Below are 23,205 nucleotides of genomic sequence, written 5' to 3' on the forward strand. Positions count from 1 at the left end.
CCGCCTTCCCTAAATCCGAAATCTTTCGGATTGAAATTATGAGGCTCAAAAAAATGACAATTATTAATCACACCCTCGGTTTCCCTCGCGTTGGCCTGCGTCGCGAGCTGAAAAAAGCGCAAGAGAGCTACTGGGCGGGCAATACCGGCCGCGAAGAACTGCTGGCTGTTGGCCGCGAACTGCGCGCTCGCCACTGGGATCAACAGAAGCAAGCCGGCGTTGACCTGCTGCCGGTGGGCGATTTCGCCTGGTACGACCATGTTCTGACCACCAGCCTGCTACTGGGCAACGTGCCGGCTCGTCATCAGAACAAAGACGGCTCCGTCGATATCGATACCCTGTTCCGCATTGGCCGCGGCCGCGCGCCGACCGGCGAACCGGCTGCGGCGGCAGAAATGACCAAATGGTTTAATACCAACTACCACTACATGGTGCCGGAATTCGTCAAGGGCCAGCGGTTCAAACTGACCTGGACCCAGCTGCTGGATGAAGTGGATGAAGCGCTGGCGCTGGGCCACAAGGCGAAACCCGTCCTGCTCGGGCCGGTCACTTACCTGTGGCTCGGTAAGGTTAAAGGCGAGCCGTTCGACCGCCTGAGCCTGCTGAACGATATTCTGCCGGTTTACCGGCAAGTGCTGGCTGAACTGGCAAAACGCGGTATTGAATGGGTGCAGATTGATGAGCCGGCGCTGGTGCTGGAGCTGCCGCAGGCGTGGCTGGACGCCTTCAAACCGGCTTACGAGGCGCTTAACGGCGAGGTTAAGCTGCTGCTGACCACCTACTTTGAAGGCATTACCGATAACCTCGACACCATCACCGCGCTGCCGGTACAGGGTCTACATGTGGATCTGGTCCACGGCCAGGATAATGTCGCTGAGCTGCATAAACGCCTGCCTGCCGACTGGCTGCTCTCCGCCGGATTGATCAACGGCCGCAACGTCTGGCGCGCCGATCTGAGCGAGAAATACGCGCAGGTTAAAGCTATCGTCGGTAAACGCGAGCTGTGGGTCGCTTCTTCCTGCTCCCTGCTACACAGCCCGATCGATTTGAGCGTGGAAACGCGGCTCGATGCGGAGGTGAAGAGCTGGTTTGCCTTCGCCCTGCAAAAATGTGAGGAGCTGGCGCTGCTGCGCGATGCGCTGAACAGCGGCGATACCGCGGCGATTGCTGAATGGAGCGCGCCGATTCAGGCCCGTCGCCACTCAACCCGCGTGCATAACGCGGCGGTGGAGAAGCGTCTGGCGGCCATCACCGCTCAGGACAGCCAGCGCCAAAGCGCCTATCAAGTCCGCGCCGCAGCGCAGCGCGCCCGCTTTAAGCTGCCGGCCTGGCCGACCACCACCATCGGTTCTTTCCCGCAGACCACTGAGATCCGCGGCCTGCGTCTGGACTTTAAAAAGGGCAATCTGGATGCGAACAACTACCGTACCGGCATCGCCGAACACATCAGACAGGCGATTATGGAGCAGGAGCGCCTGGGCCTGGACGTGCTGGTACATGGTGAAGCCGAGCGTAACGACATGGTGGAATACTTCGGCGAACACCTGGATGGGTTTATTTTCACGCAGAACGGCTGGGTACAGAGCTATGGTTCCCGCTGCGTCAAACCGCCGGTGGTGATCGGCGACGTCAGCCGTCCGGAGGCGATCACCGTTGAGTGGGCTAAATACGCTCAGTCGCTGACCGAAAAACCGGTAAAAGGCATGCTGACCGGCCCGGTGACCATTCTTTGCTGGTCCTTCCCGCGGGAGGACGTCACCCGTGAAACGATTGCGAAGCAGATTGCTCTGGCGCTGCGCGACGAAGTGGCGGACCTGGAAGCCGCCGGTATCGGTATCATCCAGATCGACGAACCGGCGCTGCGCGAAGGCCTGCCGCTGAAGCGTAGCGACTGGGATGCGTATCTGGCGTGGGGCGTGGAAGCTTTCCGTATCAATGCGGCGGTGGCGCAAGACGACACGCAGATCCACACCCATATGTGTTATTGCGAGTTCAACGACATCATGGACTCTATTGCCGCGCTGGATGCGGACGTCATTACCATCGAAACCTCGCGCTCCGATATGGAGCTACTGGAGTCGTTCGAAGAGTTCGACTATCCGAATGAAATCGGGCCGGGCGTGTACGACATTCACTCCCCGAACGTGCCGAGCGTGGAGTGGATCGAAGCGCTGCTGAAGAAAGCCGCGCAGCGTATCCCGGCCGAGCGCCTGTGGGTGAACCCGGACTGCGGCCTGAAAACCCGCGGCTGGCCGGAAACCCTAAGCGCGCTGACCAACATGGTCAAGGCCGCGCAGAACCTGCGCCAGGCCTAATGGAGAGCGACCCGACTCGTGGCGGGTCGGGGTAAGCAGAAGAGCATTAAGAACGTCCAACCAACAAGCCGCGATCCTGTGTCTTGAGTTTGCCCAGGAAGGATCTCTTTGGCTAAAGTTAAGCGTTTCCTGAACCGGGCGAATGTCGCTCTTCGGAGGTAAATGATGACTGAATATAACGATCAAAAGGGATATTTGCGTTTTGCCATTAACCTGGGCAACCCGGTTCTCGCGACACTTCTGCCGGATGGCTCTCCGGGAGGGATAACCGTTGAGCTGGCGAACAAGCTGGCGGCAGAGAGCCAGCGCGAAGCGCGGTTTGTGACCTGGCCGACGGCCGGGCAGGTAGTGGATGCGGCGCTGCAGGATCAATGGGATATCGCTTTTCTGGCTATCGACCCGGCGCGGGAAGATAAGCTTCGCTTCACGCCGCCCTACGTCACCATCGAAAGCTCGGCGATGGTTAAAAAAGAGAGTGAAATACGGTCGGTTCAGGAGATGGACCGCGAAGGTGTAGTGATAAACGTGGGCAAAGGTGCGGCCTACGAGCTGTATCTGATTCGCACGCTAAAACACGCGACGATGCGCCAGTACGCCACTTCTCAGGAGGCTATTCAGGCATTCATCCACGGCGAAGGCGATATGGCGGCCGGTATTCGCCAGCCTCTGGAGCAAGCCGCGCAGGAAAACCCGGCGTTACGCGTTCTGCCCGACAGCTTTAGCCAGATACGCCAGGCGATATGCGTCCCGCGCAATGCGCCGCAGCACTATGAATTTATTTGCCGCTGCCTTTCTTCATGGATAGCGGACGGTACTATTGCCGGGATGGTGAAGCGCCATATCGGCAATAGCTGAACTTTAACCGCGCTGACCGCCATGCTGGGCAAACCACGCCAGCATCCGCTGCCAGCCGTCCTTCGCCGACTCTTCATGATAGCTGGCGCGATAGTCGGCGTTAAAAGCGTGATCGGCCTGCGGGTAAACCACGATCTCCGCCGTGGCGTTGGCCGCCCGCAGCGCCTGGCGCATGGTTTCCACCGTATCCTGCGGAATGCTGTCATCTTTCGCGCCATACAGCCCTAAAACCGGCGCGTTGAGATCGACGGCAATATCCACCGGATGCTTCGGCGAATTCAACGTTTTCTCGCCGACCAGTTTGCCGTACCAGGCGACGGCGGCTTTTAGCTGCGGGTTATGCGCAGCGTACAGCCAGGTAATGCGCCCGCCCCAGCAGAAGCCGGTAATCAGCAGGCGATGGGCATCGCCGCCGTGGCGGGAGGCCCAGCTGGCTACGTGATCGAGGTCGGCCAGCACTTGAGAGTCCGGCACTTTTTTAACCAGCCCCTGGAACAGAGAAGGGATGTCGCTGTAATCATTAGGGTCGCCCTGGCGGAAGTACAGCTCTGGAGCGATAGCCAGATACCCCTCTTTCGCCAGACGGCGGCAAATATCGCGAATATGTTCATGCACGCCGAAAATTTCCTGAACCACGATGACGACCGGCAGCGGGCCGTCGACGTTCCCCGGGCGGGCGTGGAATGCCGGCATGTTATCCCCCTGCGAAGGGATTGATGTCTCTCCGGAGACGATGTTCTCATCTGATGTGTGAACGGCAGTGGCGGCGTGCGGCGTGGCTGCAGGTGCAAAGCCGGTTTGCTTAATTGTCGTCATGGTATTCTCCGTACCCTTAATTTGTTAGCGCAGCAATAACTATAGCTGCTCTGGACAGGACGTTAACCAAACACAGTGCCCGAAACAGGCTATCTTTTGTTCAGGCTTCCGCGATTTAGCTTGTTAATGTGATGTATATCACCCTTTTATGGAAAGTTATTGCAATGAATTTCATTCGTGGTGATTGTTGTCACAAAATTGAGCCGACAGCTTCTGTAAAGTACCGTTTTGCTTCTGCTGATAATTCGACCCACAGAGGAGTTTTTTATGTCCAAGTCTGATGTTTTTCATCTCGGCCTCACCAAAAACGATTTACAAGGGGCTACGCTGGCTATCGTCCCTGGCGATCCGGAGCGTGTGGAAAAGATCGCCGCGCTGATGGATAAGCCGGTTAAGCTGGCATCTCACCGTGAATTCACCACCTGGCGCGCGGAGCTGGACGGTAAAGCAGTGATTGTATGTTCTACCGGTATCGGCGGCCCATCGACCTCTATCGCCGTGGAAGAACTGGCCCAGCTCGGCATCCGTACCTTCCTGCGTATTGGCACCACCGGCGCTATCCAGCCGCACATCAACGTAGGCGATGTTCTGGTGACTACCGCTTCTGTCCGCCTGGACGGTGCAAGTCTGCACTTTGCGCCCATGGAGTTCCCGGCGGTGGCTGATTTTGAATGTACTACCGCGCTGGTTGAAGCGGCGAAATCTATCGGCGCAACCACCCATATCGGCGTGACCGCCTCCTCCGACACCTTCTATCCGGGTCAGGAACGTTACGACACCTTCTCCGGCCGCGTTGTGAGCCGCTTTAAAGGCTCGATGGAAGAGTGGCAGGCGATGGGCGTGATGAACTATGAAATGGAATCCGCCACGCTGCTGACGATGTGCGCCAGCCAGGGCCTGCGCGCCGGGATGGTTGCCGGAGTTATCGTCAACCGTACCCAGCAGGAAATTCCGAACGCGGAAACCATGAAGCAAACCGAAAGCCACGCGGTGAAAATTGTCGTGGAAGCGGCGCGTCGCCTGCTGTAGTTCTTCTCCTTTCCGTAAAGGGCCGGACTCTCCGGCTCTTCTTTTTTGCGTAGCGCCTCGCAGGAAAACCCTTTCCAACTGGACGTTTGTACAGCACAATTCTATTTTGTGCCGTAAGTGGTTGCCGCAGGGGGCGTTGTGGATATTTCGATTATTATGAGTGCCGTTGCGGCGCTGGCCGTGGGCCTGATTGTTGGCTGGCTGGCGACGAAAGCGCACGCCGATCAAATTCGCGCCGATCTTATCGAAGAGCGGCGCGAGCTGGATATTGAACTGAGCGCGGCCCGCCAGCAGCTGGTGCAGGAGTCCCACTGGCGAGAAGAGTGCGAACTGCTCAATAACGAGCTGCGCAGCCTGCGCGATATCAACGCCTCGCTGGAAGCCGATCTCCGTGAAGTGACAACCCGTCTTGAATCCACTCAGCTGCATGCCGAAGATAAAATCCGCCAGATGGTCAACAGCGAGCAGCGGCTTAGCGAGCAGTTTGAGAACCTGGCGAATCGCATCTTTGAGCACAGCAACCGACGGGTGGATGAGCAGAATCGCCAGAGCCTGCACGGCCTGCTGACGCCGCTTCGCGAGCAGCTGGATGGTTTTCGCCGTCAGGTGCAGGATAGCTTTGGCCAGGAAGCGCGGGAGCGCCACACCCTGGCCCATGAAATCCGTAATCTCCAGCAGCTTAATGCGCAAATGGCCCAGGAGGCGCTAAACCTGACTCGCGCGCTTAAGGGCGATAACAAAACCCAGGGCAACTGGGGCGAGGTGGTGTTGACCCGCGTGCTGGAAGCGTCCGGGCTGCGGGAGGGCCATGAATATCAGACCCAGGTGAGCATCGAAACGGACAACCGCTCGCGGATGCAGCCTGATGTGATTGTCCGTTTGCCGCAGGGGAAAGACGTGGTTATCGATGCCAAGATGACCCTGGTGGCCTACGAACGCTATTTCAATGCCGAAGATGATTATACCCGTGAAGCGGCGCTGCAGGAGCATATCGCTTCCGTACGCAACCATATGCGCCTGCTGGGGCGTAAAGACTACCAGCAGCTGCCGGGGCTGCGCTCGCTCGACTACGTTCTGATGTTTATCCCGGTGGAGCCGGCCTTCCTGCTGGCGATCGATCGCCAGCCGGAACTCATTAGCGAAGCGCTGAAAAACAACATTATGCTGGTGAGCCCGACCACGCTGCTGGTGGCGCTGCGGACTATCGCCAATCTCTGGCGCTATGAGCATCAGAGCCGTAACGCGCAGAAAATTGCCGAAAGAGCGGGGCGGCTGTACGACAAAATGCGCCTGTTTGTTGACGATATGTCCGCTATCGGCCAGAGCCTGGATAAAGCCCAGGATAACTACCGCCAGGCGATGAAAAAGCTCGCTTCCGGGCGAGGCAACCTGCTGGTGCAGGCGGAATCATTTCGCGAGCTGGGCGTGGAGGTTAAACGTGGGATTAATCCTGACTTAGTCGAACAGGCAACCGCACAGGATGAGGAATACTTCCTTACAGATGACGGTAACGTTCAGGAAGATAACGATTTTTCTTCCGATACGGCCGCTGCCGCCGCGTATGATAACCGCCCTCAGCCGCGTTGAAGCGTATGGGAAGTGCGCTAAACCTGTTACACTCAACGAACATTTTCTTGATAAGCAAGCAGGCATTGAGATGGTTGAGGATTCACAAGAAACGACGCATTTTGGCTTTCAGACTGTCGCCAAAGAGCAGAAAGCTGACATGGTGGCGCATGTATTTCATTCTGTGGCCGCAAAATATGACGTAATGAACGACCTGATGTCGTTCGGCATTCATCGTTTGTGGAAGCGTTTCACCATCGACTGCAGCGGCGTCCGCCGCGGGCAAACCGTATTGGATCTGGCGGGTGGCACCGGCGATCTGACGGCGAAATTCTCTCGTCTGGTGGGCGAAACCGGCCGCGTGATGCTGGCGGATATCAACGACTCAATGCTGAAAATGGGCCGTGAGAAGCTGCGCAACATCGGCATCGTCGGCAACGTGGAATACGTCCAGGCAAACGCTGAAGCGCTGCCTTTTGCGGACAACACCTTTGATTGCATTACGATTTCTTTCGGTCTGCGTAACGTGACCGACAAAGAAAAAGCGCTGCGCTCCATGTATCGCGTATTAAAGCCAGGCGGTCGTCTGCTGGTGCTGGAATTCTCGAAACCGATTATTGAGCCGCTCAGCAAAGCCTACGACGCCTATTCTTTCCATATTCTGCCGCGCGTGGGTGAGCTGGTTGCTAAAGATGCCGAAAGCTATCGTTATCTTGCTGAATCTATTCGAATGCACCCCGATCAGGAGACGCTGAAAGGTATGATGCAGGACGCAGGGTTTGAAAGCGTCGACTACTACAACCTGACGGCAGGCATCGTTGCGCTACACCGCGGTTATAAGTTCTGACAGGAGGGACGCTATGCCTTTCAAACCACTGGTTACCGCCGGTCTTGAGACGGTCCTCAATGCTTTCCTCTGGCGCGATCGGGCGCTGAAACCCGCCCGCCAGCGTCTGCTGGGGAAAGTGCTGCGCGTCGAGCTGCAAGAGCTTTCCGATCCGGTGGTGCTGGTTTTTAGCGAACGCCAGCTGGATGTGCTGGGCGCGTGGGAAGGCGAGGCCGACTGCACCGTGCGTACCCGCCTGAGCGTGCTTCCGCAGCTACGCAATCGCCAGCAGCTTACCGCGCTGATTCGTAGCGGCGATCTCGAAGTAGAGGGCGATCTGCAGGTGGTGCAAAATACCGTCACGCTGTGCGATCTGGCGGAGTTCGATCCGGCTGAACTGCTCGCCCCGTATACCGGTGATGTTGTTGCGGAAGGCTTCGGTAAAGTATTCCGCGGCGGCGCTCGCTTTCTTGTGCATGGCGCTCAGCGCCAGCAGCGCTATGTAGCGGAAGCGATTACCGAAGAGTGGCGCCTGGCGCCGGGTCCGCTGGAGCTGGCCTGGTTTGCAGAGGAAACCGCTGCGGTGGAACGAACCCTGGCCGCGCTGGAAAAACGGCTGGAAACGCTGGAGGGCAAATGACGCCAGGAGAAATACGGCGCCTGTATTTTATCGTCCACACCTTTTTGAGCTACGGGCTGGATGAGCTCATTCCCAAAATGCGTATCACGCTGCCGCTGCGAATCTGGCGGCGGATGCTGTTCTGGATGCCCAATCGCCATAAAGACCGCCCTCTCGGCGAGCGACTGCGCCTCGCATTACAGGAGCTGGGGCCGGTGTGGATCAAATTTGGCCAGATGCTCTCGACCCGTCGCGACCTCTTTCCGCCCCATATTGCCGATCAGCTGGCCATGCTGCAGGACCGCGTTGCGCCTTTTGACGGTCTGCAGGCCAAAAAGCAAATTGAGCAAGCCATGGGCGGCCTGCCGGTAGAGGCCTGGTTTGATGACTTCTCGATTGAACCGCTCGCTTCCGCTTCTATTGCCCAGGTGCATACCGCACGTCTGAAAGAGAACGGCAAAGAGGTTGTCATTAAGGTGATTCGCCCGGATATCGTTCCGGTTATCAAAGCGGATATGAAGCTCATCTACCGTCTTGCCCGCTGGGTGCCGCGTCTGCTGCCGGACGGCCGCCGTCTTCGCCCGCAGGAAGTGGTTCGCGAATACGAAAAAACGCTGCTGGATGAGCTCAACCTGCTGCGTGAATCAGCTAACGCTATCCAGCTTCGCCGCAACTTCGAAGAGAGCCCGATGCTCTATGTCCCGGAAGTTTACTCGGACTACTGCAGCGAAGGCATGATGGTGATGGAGCGGATTTACGGGATCCCGGTGTCCGACGTCGCCGCGCTGGAAGCGCAGGGGACTAACATGAAGCTGCTGGCTGAGCGTGGCGTACAGGTCTTCTTTACCCAGGTTTTCCGCGACAGCTTCTTCCATGCCGACATGCATCCGGGCAATATTTTTGTCAGCCGTAACCACCCGGAAGATCCGCAGTACATTGGCATTGACTGCGGTATCGTCGGCTCGCTGAACAAAGAAGATAAGCGCTATCTGGCGGAAAACTTCATTGCCTTCTTCAACCGCGATTACCGCAAAGTTGCGGAGCTGCACGTTGATTCCGGCTGGGTTCCCGCGGATACCAACGTTGAAGAGTTCGAGTTTGCTATTCGTACCGTCTGCGAGCCTATTTTTGAAAAGCCGCTGGCGGAAATCTCGTTTGGCCACGTGTTGCTGAACCTGTTTAACACGGCGCGACGTTTCAATATGGAAGTGCAGCCGCAGCTGGTTCTGCTGCAGAAGACATTACTTTACGTAGAAGGTGTAGGTCGCCAGCTCTATCCTCAGTTAGACTTGTGGAAAACGGCGAAACCGTTCCTTGAGTCGTGGATAAAAGAACAGGTGGGCATTCCGGCTCTGGTGCGGGCGTTTAAAGAAAAAGCGCCGTTCTGGATCGAAAGAATGCCGGAAATACCTGAGCTGGTGTATCAGAGCCTGCAGCAAAGCAAGCAGTTGCAGAATAGCGTCGATACCATCGTGCGCGACATCCAGGTGCGACACGTGCGCCAGGGTCAGTCCCGCTATCTGTTTGGTATAGGCGCGGTTTTATTACTGAGTGGTACGCTGTTATTCATCCACCGTCCCGAGTGGGGCATGATGCCGGGCTGGCTGATGGCCGCTGGCGTCGTAACCTGGCTTATCGGCTGGCGAAAGACGAACTGACGGCGGTCGCCTTTATCACCGCGCATAATGTGTATAATGCGTCCTAATAATCATCATCTGTCATAGGGGAATGTGTATGGGTGGTATCAGTATTTGGCAGTTACTCATTGTTGTCGTCATCGTGGTTCTGCTTTTTGGGACAAAAAAGCTGAGCTCGCTCGGTTCAGATTTAGGAGCGTCGATCAAAGGCTTTAAAAAGGCCATGAGCGACGAAGATAAACCGGAAAAATCCGCACCCGATGCCGATTTTGCGGCGAAAACCCTTGCTGATAAGCCGGATGATGTAAAGAAAGACGAGACTAAACGCCACGACAAAGAGCAGGTGTAATTCGTGTTCGATATCGGTTTTAGTGAGCTGCTGCTGGTATTCGTGATTGGCCTCATCGTTTTGGGGCCGCAGCGACTACCGGTAGCGGTAAAGACGGTGGTTAGCTGGATCCGCACGCTGCGGTCGCTTGCGGCTACCGTACAAAATGAAATAACGCAGGAATTAAAACTGCAGGAGTTTCAGGAAAGCCTTAAAAAGGTGGAAAAGGCCAGCCTGGACAACCTGACGCCCGAGCTAAAAGCTTCAATGGATGAGCTGCGTGAAGCGGCTGAATCTATGAAGCGATCCTACTCCGCCCACGATCCTGAAAAAGCCAGCGACGAAGCCAACACCATTCACAACCCGGTCGTTAAAGGGAGTGAAGAGCAGCGCAAGGACGTGACGCCGGCAGCGGCTGAACACCAGGCCAGCGCGCCGGAGCATGCGCCTGACCCCGTGGCTGAAGAGCTTTCCGCTTCGCAGAGTGAAATCCCGGCAGTGAAAGTAAAAACTGCCGTGTCGGCTTCCGATTCTTCCTCCCCTGTATCGAGTGATAAACAGTAAAAATGGGCGTAGACGATACTCAACCGCTAATTACGCATCTGATCGAGCTGCGCAAGCGCTTGATCAACAGCATTCTTGCGATTCTGGTCATTTTCCTGGCGTTAGTCTATTTCGCCAACGATATCTATCAGCTGGTTTCCGCGCCGCTTATTCGGCAGATGCCGGTTGGCGCGACCATGATCGCGACGGATGTGGCCTCGCCTTTCTTCACGCCGATCAAGCTGACCTTTATGGTATCGATAATTTTGTCGGTACCGGTCATTCTGTATCAGGTCTGGGCCTTTGTGGCGCCAGCGCTGTATAAGCATGAGCGTCGGCTGGTTATGCCGCTGCTGGTCTCCAGTACGCTGCTGTTCTATATCGGTATGGCTTTCGCCTACTTCGTCGTTTTTCCGCTGGCGTTTGGCTTTCTGACCCACGCGGCGCCGGAAGGCGTACAGGTCTCTACCGATATTCGTAGCTATCTCGACTTTGTGATGGCGCTGTTTATCGCGTTTGGCGTCTCGTTCGAGGTTCCGGTGGCCATCGTGCTGCTGTGCTGGATGGGCGTCACCACGCCGGACGACCTGCGTAAGAAACGCCCCTATGTCCTGGTTGGCGCATTCGTTGTGGGGATGCTGCTGACTCCGCCGGACGTGTTCTCGCAAACTCTGCTGGCGATTCCGATGTACTGTCTGTTTGAGGTCGGTGTCTTCTTCGCGCGGTTCTATACCGGTAAACGCCTGACGCGTGACGAGGATGCCGCCGCCGAAGAGGCGCAGGGTAAAGAAGAATAACGCTCAACCGCCCGCCAGGGCGGTTGCCATATGGGAGCGATGATGTTTGATATCGGCGTAAATCTGACCAGTTCGCAGTTTTCCCGCGATCGCGATGAGGTGGTGTCCCGGGCCCGGGCGGCGGGCGTGACCGGGATGCTGTTGACGGGAACCAACCTGCATGAAAGCGCGCAGGCGCAGCAGATGGCGCGCCGCTATTCGGGATGCTGGTCAACGGCCGGCGTTCATCCCCACGACAGTCGCTGCTGGACGGAATCGGTAGCGGCAGCGGTCTATGCGCTGGCTCGCGAGCCGGAAGTCGTCGCGGTTGGCGAATGCGGCCTCGATTTCAACCGCAACTTTTCGACGCCTCAGGAGCAAGAAGCGGCGTTTAGCGCCCAGCTGGCGCTGGCAGCGGAGCTGTCGATGCCGGTATTCCTGCACTGTCGCGATGCGCATGAGCGCTTTCTGGCCCTGCTGGTTCCCTGGCTTGATAAGCTCCCGGGGGCCGTGGTGCATTGCTTTACGGGTAGCCGTGAAGAGATGCGCGAATGCGTTGAGCACGGTTTATTTATTGGTATCACCGGCTGGGTATGTGATGAGCGTCGGGGGCTGGAGCTGCGAGCCTTGCTGGCGGATATTCCGGCAGATCGCCTGCTGGTTGAGACCGATGCGCCGTATCTGCTGCCGCGCGATATGCGGCCAAAACCCGCTTCCCGCCGCAATGAGCCCGCCTACCTGCCGCATATTCTGACCAGCATCGCGGGATGGCGCGGGGAAGAGGCGCAGTGGCTGGAAGAGATTACCGATGCTAACGTCAGAAGACTCTTTGGCGTGCGCTTTTAGGCGCCGTCAGATTTTATAAAAATCAGTATTTTTCACGCTCTGTAGCACCTGCTTGTTAAGCAAATTCAGCAGCAGCATAGAACGGGCTTCACCGTCCGGTTCGGTAAAAATAGCCTGCAGACCCTCAAAGGCGCCATCGGTAATCAGCACGCTATCGCCTTCATGCGGCGTTTCCGGATCGGTGATCCCTTCCGGTTTGTAGATGGAAAGCTGATGAATGACGGCAGACGGCACGATAGCGGGCAGCGCGCCGAAACGTACAAAGCTGTTCACACCGCGCGTTGCGCTGATGGTGGTGGTATGAATCACTTCCGGATCGAACTCGATAAACAGATAATTTGGGAACAGGGGCTCGCTGACCGTCGTGCGTTTACCGCGGACGATTTTTTCCAGCTCGATCGTTGGCATCAGGCAATTCACGGCCTGCCGCTCAAGGTGTTCCTGGGCGCGTTCAAGCTGCCCACGTTTGCAATAAAGTAAGTACCAGGCTTGCATAATGACTCTTTCCAATGCTACTAGCAGCAAGCATAACAAAAGCCCGGTACGATCGCGAAATCATTGCGGGTGAAAACTAAATTTCAGCGTTCTTTCACGCTAATTTAACAAAAATACAGCATAGCTCCGGCGAACGCCGTATAATCAGCCGCCTGTATAGAGGTCAATAACAACTCCATGAAATACCACGATCTACGCGAATTTCTGACATTACTGGAGCAGCAGGGGGAATTGAAACGGATCTCCCTGCCGGTCGATCCTCACCTGGAAATCACCGAAATTGCCGACCGCACATTGCGCGCTGGCGGTCCGGCCCTGCTATTCGAAAATCCTAAAGGCTACGCCATGCCGGTGCTGTGTAATCTTTTCGGCACGCCGCGGCGAGTCGCACTGGGAATGGGGCAGGAGGATGTCAGTTCGCTGCGGGAAGTGGGTAAGCTTCTGGCATTCCTAAAAGAGCCGGAACCACCAAAAGGCTTCCGCGACCTGTTTGATAAGCTGCCGCAGTTCAAGCAGGTGCTGAATATGCCGACTAAGCGTCTGCGTGGAGCCCCGTGCCAGCAAAAAATCATCCACGGCGATGAGGTGGATCTGACCCGCATCCCGATCATGACCTGCTGGCCGGAAGATGCCGCGCCGCTGATCACCTGGGGGCTAACGGTGACCCGCGGTCCGCATAAAGAGCGGCAAAATTTGGGTATTTATCGCCAGCAGCTGATTGGCAAGAACAAGCTGATTATGCGCTGGCTATCGCATCGCGGCGGCGCGCTGGACTTCCAGGAGTGGTGCGCAGCGCATCCAGGCGAGCGTTTTCCTGTTTCCGTCGCGTTGGGCGCCGATCCGGCGACGATTCTCGGGGCGGTGACCCCGGTTCCGGATACCCTCTCCGAGTATGCGTTTGCCGGGCTGCTGCGCGGCACGAAAACCGAAGTCGTTAAGTGCATCTCTAACGATCTGGAAGTGCCCGCCAGCGCGGAGATTGTGCTAGAAGGATATATTGAGGCCGGAGAGATGGCGCCGGAAGGCCCGTATGGCGACCATACGGGCTACTACAATGAAGTGGATAACTTCCCGGTCTTTACCGTCACCCATATTACTCAGCGTGAAGACGCCATCTACCATTCGACCTACACCGGACGTCCGCCGGATGAACCCGCGGTACTGGGCGTTGCGCTGAACGAAGTGTTCGTCCCCATCCTGCAAAAGCAGTTTCCTGAAATCGTGGATTTCTATTTACCGCCTGAAGGCTGTTCCTATCGCCTGGCGGTGGTCACGATGAAGAAGCAGTACGCCGGTCACGCGAAACGCGTCATGATGGGCGTCTGGTCGTTCCTCCGTCAGTTCATGTATACCAAGTTTGTTATCGTCTGCGATGACGATGTCAATGCGCGCGACTGGAATGATGTGATTTGGGCGATTACTACCCGTATGGACCCGGCGCGTGATACGGTACTGGTAGAAAATACGCCAATTGATTATCTGGATTTTGCCTCACCGGTTTCCGGTTTGGGTTCAAAAATGGGGCTGGATGCCACAAACAAATGGCCTGGAGAGACCCAGCGCGAGTGGGGTCGTCCGATCAAAAAAGATCCTGAGGTGACGGCGCGCGTCGACGCCATCTGGGACGAACTGGCTATCTTCAAATAACAGTAAGCGGGGCTACGCCGCTGTTTTGCACAATAGACCCGACAGAGGGGACGCATGACAACCTTAAGCTGTAAAGTGACCTCGGTGGAGGCGATTACCGATACTGTGTATCGCGTTCGATTAGTGCCGGAAGCGGCGTTTGCCTTCCGGGCTGGTCAGTATCTGATGGTCGTGATGGACGAACGCGATAAGCGCCCATTCTCCATGGCTTCTACGCCGTCGGAACAGGAGTTTATCGAGCTGCATATCGGTGCATCTGAACTTAACCTGTATGCGATGGCGGTGATGGATCGTATTCTGAAAGAGCGTGAAATCGAGGTCGATATGCCGCATGGCGAAGCCTGGCTGCGCGATGATGAAGAACGCCCGCTGATTTTGATTGCCGGGGGGACGGGCTTCTCTTACGTGCGTTCGATTCTGCTCACCGCGCTGGCGCGCAATCCGAACCGCGATATCGCCATCTACTGGGGCGGACGCGAAGCGAAGCATCTCTACGATCTGGCCGAGCTGGAAGCGTTAAGCCTGCAGCATCCGGGCCTGCGCGTTGAACCCGTTGTTGAGCAGCCTGAAGCTGAGTGGCGTGGCCGTACCGGAACCGTGCTCACGGCGGTTCTGCAGGATTACGGTACGCTGGGCGAGCATGATATCTATATCGCCGGCCGTTTTGAGATGGCGAAAATTGCCCGTGACCTGTTCTGCAACGAGCGCGGCGCGCGTGAAGATCGCCTGTTTGGCGATGCCTTTGCGTTTATTTGATAGCCGCTCTGAAAGCATCCGGGCTTTTGGCCTGGGTGCTGTTTTTACCGGTCATCGCTGAAGTAAACGTACAGCGGCCGATCGTTTTCCAGCAAACAGAGCATTTTCCCTACCGGGTTCCCTTCTTTTTCCAGCGTAGCGGTGAGCTGCGTCGCGATATGCTGGCTGCCTATCTTCTCATCATAGCGTTCGGTATTAATGTCGGTGATGACCAGATGCTTTAGCCGATCGCTGCCAGGGTCCTGCGCCATTTTACTGATCCCCCTGGAAAGGCATGCCTGAGCGCTATCCTGTTCGCTGGCGAGCGCTGCGGCAGAGAACGTGGTTAGCAGAAAAATGATTGGGAGTGTTTTCATCACTCTTCATTATCCTTAATAATCATTAGGTACATGGCGATAATAACGGATCGGTAGAAATAAAAAACCCGCCCCTGACAGGCGGGAAGAACGGCAACTAAACTATTTCGGGGATTAACTCTTCGATTAAACCCGCTCAAATACCGTTGCGATCCCCTGACCTAAACCAATACACATGGTGGCCAGGCCGAACTGCGCGTCTTTACGCTCCATCTGGTTGATCAACGTAGTGCTAATGCGCGCGCCGGAACAGCCGAGCGGATGGCCCAGGGCGATCGCGCCGCCGTTGAGGTTGATCTTCTCGTCTATCTGTTCCATCAGCCCCAGATCTTTAATGCACGGTAGGATCTGGGCGGCAAAAGCTTCGTTCATCTCGAACACATCGATATCGCTGGCGCTGAGCCCGGCCTTTTTCAGCGCCAGTTTTGACGCGGGAACCGGGCCATAGCCCATTATTGACGGATCGCAGCCGACGACAGCCATCGAGCGCACGCGAGCGCGAGGCTTCAGGCCCAGTTCGCGGGCGCGGCTTTCGCTCATTAACAACATCGCTGCGGCGCCATCGGAGAGGGCGGAAGAGGTTCCCGCCGTCACGGTGCCGGTGACCGGATCGAACGCGGGTCTCAGCGCGGCCAGCGCTTCTACCGTCGTCTCCGGGCGAATGACTTCATCGTAGCTGTAAGACTTCAGCACGCCGTCGGCGTCGTGACCGCCGGTCGGGATGATCTCCGTCTTGAATGCGCCGGACTGCGTCGCGGCCCAGGCGCGAGCGTGGGAGCGGGCGGCGAACTGGTCCTGCATTTCCCGGCTGATGCCGTGCAGACGCGCCAGCATTTCTGCCGTCAGACCCATCATTCCGGCGGCTTTGGCGACGTTACGGCTCAGTCCGGGATGGAAATCCACGCCGTGGCTCATCGGGACGTGGCCCATATGCTCTACGCCGCCAATCAGGCAGACGCTGGCATCGCCGGTCATGATCATACGCGCCGCGTCGTGAAGCGCCTGCATAGAAGAACCGCACAGCCGATTGACCGTGGTGGCGGGTACCGAATGCGGGATCTCCGCCAGCAACGCCGCGTTGCGGGCAATGTTGAAGCCCTGTTCCAGGGTCTGCTGGACGCAGCCCCAGTAAATATCGTCGATCGCGCTCGCCTCAAGAGACGGATTACGCGAAAGCAGGCTACGCATCAGGTGCGCAGAGAGATCTTCCGCACGCACGTGGCGAAAGGCGCCGCCCTTCGAACGGCCCATCGGGGTACGAACTGCATCGACAATGACAACCTGTTCCATTGTGACTCCTTAAGCCGTTTTCAGGTCGCCTGGCGCACGGGCAGGCTCAACCGGGGGATAGTACGGTTCGTTATGACGCGCTTTGCTGCGCAATCCTTCCGGCACGTCGTATAGCGGGCCGAGGTGCTGGTACTGCTGCGCCATATCGAGATATTTTGCGCTACCGAGCGTATCGAGCCAGCGGAACGCGCCGCCGTGGAACGGAGGGAAGCCCAGGCCATAAACCAGCGCCATATCGGCTTCCGCCGGGCTGGCAATAATGCCCTCTTCGAGACAGCGCACCACTTCGTTGACCATCGGGATCATCATCCGGGCGATAATCTCTTCATCGCTGAAATCGCGCTTCGGCTGGCTGACTTCCGCCAGCAGGCTATCGACGACAGTATCCTCTTCCTTCTTCGGCTTACCTTTGCTGTCTTCTTTGTAGCGCCAGAAGCCAAGGCCGTTTTTCTGGCCGAAACGCTTGGCGTCGAATAGCGCATCGATCGCATCGCGATACTCTTTCTGCATTCGTTGCGGGAAGCCCGCCGCCATGACCGCCTGCGCGTGATGCGCGGTATCAATGCCCACGACGTCCAGCAGATAGGCGGGCCCCATCGGCCAGCCAAACTGTTTTTCCATCACTTTGTCGACCTTGCGGAAGTCCGCGCCATCGCGCAGCAGCTGGCTGAAACCGGCGAAGTAGGGGAACAGTACGCGGTTGACGAAGAAGCCGGGGCAGTCGTTGACCACAATCGGCGTTTTGCCCATTTTGCTGGCCCAGGCGACGACTTTGGCAATGGTCTTATCCGAGGTTTTATCGCCGCGGATCACTTCAACCAGCGGCATGCGATGCACCGGGTTAAAGAAGTGCATGCCGCAGAAGTTTTCCGGGCGCTGCAGGACGCTGGCCAGCTCGCTGATAGGGATGGTCGAGGTGTTGGAGGCCAGCACGGTATCCGGGCGCACCTTCTCTTCGGTTTCCGCCAGTACCGCTTTTTTCACTTTTGGGTTCTCAACGACGGCTTCGACCACGACGTCCACGCGCTCAAAGCCGGCGTAATCCAGGGTTGGCTGAATAGTGGAAATGACGCCGGCCATCTTGAGCCCATCGATTTTGCCGCGCTCAAGCTGTTTATTCAGCAGCTTCGCCGCTTCGGTCATGCCCAGCGTCAGCGATTTGTCGTTAATATCCTTCATGGCCACCGGCACGCCTTTCCAGGCCGACTGGTATGCAATACCGCCGCCCATAATCCCCGCGCCCAGCACGGCCGCGTGTTTTGGCGTGTCGACATCTTTCGTCAGCTTCTTCGCTTTCGCTTTGACGTACTGATCGTTGAGGAAGATACCGACCAGCGCGCGCGCCTCGTTGGTATGCGCCAGCGGGACGAAACTTTTGTTTTCCAGGTTCAGCGCTTCTTCGCGGCCAAAGCGGGCGGCGGCTTCAATGGTTTTAACGGCGGTAAGCGGGGCCGGGTAGTGTTTCCCGGCGGTTTGCGCCACCATGCCTTTGGCGATGGTAAAACTCATTGCGGCTTCAATTTTACTCAGGTGAAGCGGCTCCAGCTTCGGCTGGCGCTTCGCTTTCCAGTCCAGGTCGCCGTTAATGGCCTGACGCAGAATGGCTACTGCGCCATCGATCAGTTTTTCATGTTTAACCACGCCGTCGACGAGGCCGATTTTTAAGGCCTGTTCGGCGCCGAGGTCTTTACCTGCGGCAATGATTTCCAGCGCGCTGTCCGCGCCAAGCATGCGCGGCATCCGCACCGAGCCGCCAAAGCCCGGCATGATGCCCAGCTTCGTTTCCGGCAGACCAATGCGCAGGTCCGGCGTCGCCAGGCGATAATCGGTCGCCAGTACGCATTCGCAGCCGCCGCCCAGCGCATAGCCGTTGACGGCGGAGATGGTCGGAACCGGCAAATCTTCCAGGCGATTAAATACGCTATTAGCGAAATGTAGCCACTGGCTGAGCTGTTCTTCGGGAACCAGGAACAGAGAAAGAAATTCGGTGATATCCGCGCCGACGATAAAAGCGGCTTTTTCGGAGCGCAGCAGCAGCCCTTTAAGATCTTTTTGTTTTTCCAGTACGTCCAGCGCTTCACCGAGGCTGGCTACGGTTGCGGTATCGAGCTTGTTGACCGAGCCGGGGGCATCGAATACCAGTTCGGCAATGCCGTCTTCCCGCCAGTCGAGGTACAGGGTGTCGCCTTTGTAGAGCATGTCAGTCTCCTGAATCCAGCAATATGATCTGGTCGTACCAGATGAGACGGAGTGTGGATTTTATGTTAAGAAATTGCAAATAAGACTTTAAATAAATGCTGGTCGGATCACACCCGGTAGAGATCACCCCGTTTGAGGTCATTGTGCTAAGATGCGAAACATCACGATCTCATAAAATCAAAGGATAAAAGATGGAATCCCTTGCCGGTCTCTATAAAAATCATATCGTTACCCTACAAGAGCGTACCCGTGATGTTCTGGCCCGCTTTAAGCTGGATGCCCTGCTGATTCACTCCGGTGAACTGTTCAACGTCTTCCTTGACGATCATCCGTATCCGTTCAAGGTCAACCCGCAGTTCAAAGCATGGGTGCCGGTTACCCAGGTCCCTAACTGCTGGCTGCTGGTGGACGGTGTCAACAAACCGAAACTGTGGTTCTACCTGCCGGTCGACTACTGGCATAACGTGGAACCGCTGCCAACTTCGTTCTGGACCGAAGAGGTGGAAGTCATTGCCCTGCCGAAAGCGGACGGTATCGGCAGCCAGCTACCCGCCGCCCGCGGCAATATCGCGTATATCGGACCGGTACCGGAACGCGCGCTGGGGTTAGAACTCGCGGCGGATAAAATCAACCCGAAAGGGGTGATTGATTATCTGCACTACTACCGCTCTTATAAAACTGACTATGAGCTGGCCTGCATGCGCGAAGCGCAGAAGTCGGCGGTTAACGGTCATCAGGCCGCTCATGAAGCGTTCCTCTCCGGGATGAGCGAGTTTGATATTAACCAGGCCTATCTGACTGCTACCGGCCATCGCGACACAGATGTACCGTACAGCAACATTGTGGCGCTGAACGAACACGCTTCCGTTCTGCATTACACTAAGCTGGATCACCGCGCGCCGGCGGAGTTGCGCAGCTTCCTGCTGGATGCGGGCGCGGAATATAACGGCTATGCGGCGGACCTGACGCGTACCTGGGCGGCGCATGGCGATAACGACTATGCTCAGTTGGTTAAAGACGTTAATGATGAACAGCTGGCGCTGATTAGCACCATGAAGGCGGGCGTGAGCTACGTGGATTATCATGTCCAGTTCCATCAGCGTATTGCCAAACTGCTGCGCAAACATCAAATAGTCAAAGAGATGAGCGAAGAAGCGATGGTGGAAAACGACCTGACCGGACCGTTTATGCCGCACGGCATTGGCCATCCTCTGGGTCTGCAGGTTCATGATGTCGCGGGCTTTATGCAGGATGATACCGGTACCCATCTGGCCGCGCCGGCAAAATATCCCTACCTGCGCTGCACGCGCGTGCTGCAGCCGCGGATGGTATTGACGATTGAACCGGGCATCTACTTTATCGAATCGCTGCTGGCGCCGTGGCGCGAAGGGCAGTTCAGCAAACACTTCAACTGGCAGAAAATTGAAGCGCTGAAACCGTTTGGCGGTATTCGTATTGAAGACAACGTCGTGATCCACGAAAACAGTATTGAAAACATGACGCGCGATCTGAAACTGGCGTAATGGAAAGCTGGTTGATACCGGCCGCGCCGGTCACCTTTGTGGAAGAGATCAAAAAGAGCCGCTTTATCACGCTGTTGGCGCATACCGACGGCGTAGCGGCGGCAAAAGCGTTTGTCGAGTCAGTTAGGGCTGATCATCCGGATGCCCGTCACCACTGCGTGGCGTGGGTCGCCGGGCCGCCAAATGACTCGCAGCAACTGGGATTTTCCGATGATGGCGAACCGGCGGGGACGGCGGGTAAGCCGATGCTGGCGCAGCTTATGGGCAGCGGCGTCGGCGAGATAACCGCTGTCGTCGTGCGCTACTACGGTGGTATTCTGCTCGGCACCGGCGGTCTGGTCAAAGCGTACGGCGGCGGCGTGCATCAGGCGCTTGCGCAGCTCGCAACACAGCGCAAGACGCCGCTGACCGCATATACTGTGCAGTGTGAATACGGGCAGTTGGCCGGGATTGAAACGCTGTTGGCTCAATTCTCAGGGAAAATTGTCGAGAGCGAATATCAAGCGTCTGTTCAGCTGCGCGTGGCGCTTCCTCAGGCTGAAGTGGCGCTTTTTTCAGCAAAACTGGCTGATTTTAGTCGCGGTTCGTTGCAATTACTGAAGATTGACGAATAATCCCCACCTGATTTTTTTGCATATCAAAGGAAGCGCCAGAGATGCATTTTCGCGCGATAACCCGAATCGTTGGACTGCTGGTCATTTTGTTTTCGGGGACAATGATCCTCCCGGGATTAATAGCCCTGATATATCGCGATGGCGCGGGGCGGGCGTTTACACAGACCTTTTTTGTCGCCCTGGCGATCGGCTCGTTGCTGTGGTGGCCTAACCGTCGTGAGAAGGGCGAACTGAAATCCCGCGAAGGATTTCTTATCGTCGTGCTGTTCTGGACGGTGCTCGGAAGCGTCGGCTCGCTGCCCTTTATCTTCTCTGAGCAGCCTAACCTGAGCATCACGGATGCCTTCTTTGAATCTTTCTCGGGTTTGACAACGACCGGGGCAACCACGCTGGTAGGGCTTGACTCATTACCTCACGCCATTCTTTTCTATCGCCAGATGCTGCAATGGTTTGGCGGGATGGGGATCATCGTGCTGGCGGTAGCGATACTGCCGATACTGGGCGTCGGGGGGATGCAGCTGTATCGGGCGGAAATGCCCGGGCCGCTGAAAGATAATAAAATGCGGCCGCGAATCGCTGAAACGGCGAAAACGCTGTGGCTTATTTATGTCTTACTGACGGTGGCCTGCGCGCTGGCGCTGTGGTTTGCCGGTATGCCGGCGTTCGACGCCATCGGGCATAGCTTCTCGACGATTGCGATTGGCGGATTCTCCACCCATGACGCCAGCGTGGGCTACTTTAATAGCCCAACGATTAACTCCATTATTGCGATTTTCTTGCTGATATCGGGCTGTAACTACGGCCTGCACTTTTCATTACTCAGCGGGCGCAGCCTGAAAGTGTACTGGCGCGATCCCGAATTCCGCATGTTTATCGGCGTGCAGCTCACGCTGGTGGTGGTATGTACTCTGGTGCTGTGGCTGCATGATGTATACAGTTCTGCACTCATGACGGTGAACCAGGCGTTCTTCCAGGTTGTTTCGATGGCGACAACGGCAGGATTCACTACCGACAGTATCGCGCGCTGGCCGCTATTCTTACCGGTCCTTCTGCTCTGCTCGGCTTTTATCGGCGGCTGCGCCGGGTCGACGGGCGGTGGTTTGAAGGTTATCCGTATTCTTCTGCTTTTCAAGCAGGGTAACCGTGAGCTTAAACGGCTGGTACACCCTAATGCGGTATACAGTATTAAACTGGGGAACCGTGCGTTGCCGGAACGTATCCTTGAAGCCGTTTGGGGATTTTTCTCCGCCTATGCGCTGGTGTTTATCATTAGTATGCTGGCGATTATCGCCACCGGCGTGGATGATTTCTCGGCCTTTGCTTCGGTCGTCGCGACGCTGAATAACCTTGGCCCGGGACTGGGCGTGGTGGCGGATAACTTTGCGACGATGAACCCTGTCGCAAAATGGATCTTGATTGCTAATATGCTGTTTGGTCGTCTGGAAGTGTTCACCTTGCTGGTGCTATTTACTCCGACTTTCTGGCGCGAATAACAGGAGTGCCTGTGAAAACTTTGATTCTATTTTCTACCCGCGACGGACAGACGCGTGAAATCGCCTCCTATCTGGCATCTGAATTAAAAGAGCAGGGGATTGATGCGGATACGATTGACCTCAACCGTACTAATGAGGTGGAGTGGCCTTTATACGATTGCGTCGTGATTGGCGCATCAATCCGCTATGGTCACTTTCATCCCGCGCTGGAGCGGTTTGTCAAAACGCATCTTCAGTCGCTGCAGGCGCTGCCGGGAGCATTTTTCTCGGTTAACCTCGTCGCGCGTAAGCCAGAAAAACGAACGCCGCAGACCAACAGCTACACGCGAAAGTTTCTGCTCAACTCGCCCTGGCAGCCGCAGCACTGCGCGGTATTTGCCGGAGCGCTTCGTTATCCACGCTATCGTTGGTACGATCGGTTTATGATTCGCCTTATTATGAAGATGACCGGCGGCGAAACGGATGTTAGTAAAGAAGTGGTGTATACCGACTGGCAGCAGGTGGGCAGATTTGCGCGGGAAATTGCGCAAATGACCAGCAAATAGCGCGTTAAATCACCCTGGCGATGGAAAGTTGAGCGAACGAAAAGTTTTTTGAAATTTCCCCTTGTTACTTCGGAATTACTCCCTATAATGCGCTCCCACTGACACGGAAAAACGGCACGCAAGCCGCCGGG

Annotated in this window: 22 protein-coding genes; 17 read left to right on the forward strand and 5 right to left on the reverse strand. The window is 56.5% G+C overall.

Translation table 11 applies throughout. From position 1 onward, the window contains the following. Window positions 1–53: 53 nt before the first annotated feature. A complete protein-coding gene (metE, locus tag KOSB73_RS02335; RefSeq protein ID WP_082238011.1) occupies window positions 54–2,315 on the forward strand; it encodes a 5-methyltetrahydropteroyltriglutamate--homocysteine S-methyltransferase in 2,262 nt (753 codons plus the stop codon). A gap of 165 nt (window positions 2,316–2,480) precedes the next feature. Then, window positions 2,481–3,170, forward strand: a complete 690-nt coding sequence (locus tag KOSB73_RS02340; RefSeq protein WP_024360616.1) for a transporter substrate-binding domain-containing protein — start codon at window positions 2,481–2,483, stop codon at window positions 3,168–3,170. A 3-nt stretch (window positions 3,171–3,173) separates the two neighbouring features. Here the strand turns inward: KOSB73_RS02340 and KOSB73_RS02345 are convergent, their stop codons facing one another. After that, window positions 3,174–3,986: a dienelactone hydrolase family protein gene (locus KOSB73_RS02345; RefSeq protein ID WP_024360615.1), complete on the reverse strand. Its 813-nt coding sequence runs from the start codon at window positions 3,984–3,986 to the stop codon at window positions 3,174–3,176. Window positions 3,987–4,253: 267 nt separating this feature from the next. Here KOSB73_RS02345 and udp point away from each other — a divergent pair, with 267 nt between their 5' ends. The 9 genes from udp to tatD all read left to right on the forward strand — a co-directional run bounded on the left by udp (window position 4,254) and on the right by tatD (window position 12,156). Then, complete coding sequence (udp, locus tag KOSB73_RS02350) at window positions 4,254–5,015, forward strand: uridine phosphorylase (RefSeq protein ID WP_004097583.1); 762 nt, start codon at window positions 4,254–4,256, stop codon at window positions 5,013–5,015. A gap of 138 nt (window positions 5,016–5,153) precedes the next feature. Continuing rightward, entirely contained in the window at window positions 5,154–6,602 is a 1,449-nt protein-coding gene (gene rmuC, locus KOSB73_RS02355; protein ID WP_024360614.1) for a DNA recombination protein RmuC, read from the forward strand. A gap of 70 nt (window positions 6,603–6,672) precedes the next feature. Further along, complete coding sequence (gene ubiE, locus KOSB73_RS02360; RefSeq protein ID WP_004127530.1) at window positions 6,673–7,428, forward strand: bifunctional demethylmenaquinone methyltransferase/2-methoxy-6-polyprenyl-1,4-benzoquinol methylase UbiE; 756 nt, start codon at window positions 6,673–6,675, stop codon at window positions 7,426–7,428. 13 nt (window positions 7,429–7,441) lie between these two features. Beyond that, window positions 7,442–8,047 carry a ubiquinone biosynthesis protein UbiJ gene (gene ubiJ / locus KOSB73_RS02365; protein ID WP_004870452.1) on the forward strand — a complete coding sequence of 202 codons (606 nt, stop codon included), beginning with the start codon at window positions 7,442–7,444 and terminating at the stop codon, window positions 8,045–8,047. Further along, window positions 8,044–9,684 (forward strand): ubiquinone biosynthesis regulatory protein kinase UbiB, encoded by a 1,641-nt coding sequence (ubiB, locus tag KOSB73_RS02370; protein WP_064342058.1) that lies wholly within the window; start codon window positions 8,044–8,046, stop codon window positions 9,682–9,684. Before ubiJ ends, ubiB begins: the two co-directional genes overlap by 4 nt. A 76-nt stretch (window positions 9,685–9,760) precedes the next feature. Further along, entirely contained in the window at window positions 9,761–10,012 is a 252-nt protein-coding gene (gene tatA, locus KOSB73_RS02375) for a Sec-independent protein translocase subunit TatA (RefSeq protein WP_004127537.1), read from the forward strand. A 3-nt stretch (window positions 10,013–10,015) separates the two neighbouring features. Next, complete coding sequence (gene tatB, locus KOSB73_RS02380) at window positions 10,016–10,555, forward strand: Sec-independent protein translocase protein TatB (protein WP_098140205.1); 540 nt, start codon at window positions 10,016–10,018, stop codon at window positions 10,553–10,555. Window positions 10,556–10,557: 2 nt separating this feature from the next. Further along, window positions 10,558–11,331: a Sec-independent protein translocase subunit TatC gene (tatC, locus tag KOSB73_RS02385; RefSeq protein WP_004097593.1), complete on the forward strand. Its 774-nt coding sequence runs from the start codon at window positions 10,558–10,560 to the stop codon at window positions 11,329–11,331. 30 nt (window positions 11,332–11,361) lie between these two features. Continuing rightward, window positions 11,362–12,156: a 3'-5' ssDNA/RNA exonuclease TatD gene (gene tatD, locus KOSB73_RS02390; protein WP_162685362.1), complete on the forward strand. Its 795-nt coding sequence runs from the start codon at window positions 11,362–11,364 to the stop codon at window positions 12,154–12,156. A 6-nt stretch (window positions 12,157–12,162) separates the two neighbouring features. Here the strand turns inward: tatD and rfaH are convergent, their stop codons facing one another. After that, window positions 12,163–12,651: a transcription/translation regulatory transformer protein RfaH gene (gene rfaH / locus KOSB73_RS02395; RefSeq protein WP_004097595.1), complete on the reverse strand. Its 489-nt coding sequence runs from the start codon at window positions 12,649–12,651 to the stop codon at window positions 12,163–12,165. A gap of 177 nt (window positions 12,652–12,828) precedes the next feature. On the opposite strand from rfaH, the gene ubiD reads away from it, so the two are divergent. After that, window positions 12,829–14,298, forward strand: coding sequence for a 4-hydroxy-3-polyprenylbenzoate decarboxylase (gene ubiD, locus KOSB73_RS02400; protein WP_024360609.1), 1,470 nt, complete (start codon window positions 12,829–12,831; stop codon window positions 14,296–14,298). A gap of 54 nt (window positions 14,299–14,352) precedes the next feature. Then, window positions 14,353–15,054, forward strand: coding sequence for an NAD(P)H-flavin reductase (gene fre / locus KOSB73_RS02405; RefSeq protein ID WP_004870462.1), 702 nt, complete (start codon window positions 14,353–14,355; stop codon window positions 15,052–15,054). Between the two features lie 44 nt (window positions 15,055–15,098). On the opposite strand, the gene KOSB73_RS02410 is transcribed toward fre, so the two are convergent. The 3 genes from KOSB73_RS02410 to fadB form a co-directional block, all read right to left on the reverse strand. Continuing rightward, the gene (locus KOSB73_RS02410; protein ID WP_004870464.1) at window positions 15,099–15,410 is read right to left on the reverse strand and encodes a hypothetical protein; all 312 of its coding nucleotides are present in this window, start codon (window positions 15,408–15,410) and stop codon (window positions 15,099–15,101) included. A gap of 126 nt (window positions 15,411–15,536) precedes the next feature. Beyond that, window positions 15,537–16,700: an acetyl-CoA C-acyltransferase FadA gene (gene fadA, locus KOSB73_RS02415; protein WP_024360608.1), complete on the reverse strand. Its 1,164-nt coding sequence runs from the start codon at window positions 16,698–16,700 to the stop codon at window positions 15,537–15,539. Between the two features lie 9 nt (window positions 16,701–16,709). After that, a complete protein-coding gene (gene fadB / locus KOSB73_RS02420) occupies window positions 16,710–18,899 on the reverse strand; it encodes a fatty acid oxidation complex subunit alpha FadB (RefSeq protein WP_098140206.1) in 2,190 nt (729 codons plus the stop codon). A 191-nt stretch (window positions 18,900–19,090) separates the two neighbouring features. Between fadB and pepQ the strand changes: the two genes are divergently transcribed. The 4 genes from pepQ to hemG are packed head-to-tail and all read left to right on the forward strand — an operon-like array spanning window position 19,091 to window position 23,074. Then, the gene (pepQ, locus tag KOSB73_RS02430; protein ID WP_004870469.1) at window positions 19,091–20,422 is read left to right on the forward strand and encodes a Xaa-Pro dipeptidase; all 1,332 of its coding nucleotides are present in this window, start codon (window positions 19,091–19,093) and stop codon (window positions 20,420–20,422) included. Further along, window positions 20,422–21,036, forward strand: a complete 615-nt coding sequence (locus tag KOSB73_RS02435; protein ID WP_064342060.1) for an IMPACT family protein — start codon at window positions 20,422–20,424, stop codon at window positions 21,034–21,036. The genes pepQ and KOSB73_RS02435 overlap by 1 nt, the downstream gene beginning before the upstream one ends. A 41-nt stretch (window positions 21,037–21,077) precedes the next feature. Beyond that, on the forward strand, window positions 21,078–22,529 hold the full coding sequence (trkH, locus tag KOSB73_RS02440; RefSeq protein WP_004097624.1) for a Trk system potassium transporter TrkH: 1,452 nt from the start codon (window positions 21,078–21,080) through the stop codon (window positions 22,527–22,529). 11 nt (window positions 22,530–22,540) lie between these two features. Further along, on the forward strand, window positions 22,541–23,074 hold the full coding sequence (gene hemG / locus KOSB73_RS02445) for a menaquinone-dependent protoporphyrinogen IX dehydrogenase (RefSeq protein WP_049088912.1): 534 nt from the start codon (window positions 22,541–22,543) through the stop codon (window positions 23,072–23,074). Window positions 23,075–23,205 lie beyond the last annotated feature (131 nt).

This window comes from Klebsiella grimontii (assembly GCF_900200035.1).
GTDB lineage: Bacteria > Pseudomonadota > Gammaproteobacteria > Enterobacterales > Enterobacteriaceae > Klebsiella > Klebsiella grimontii.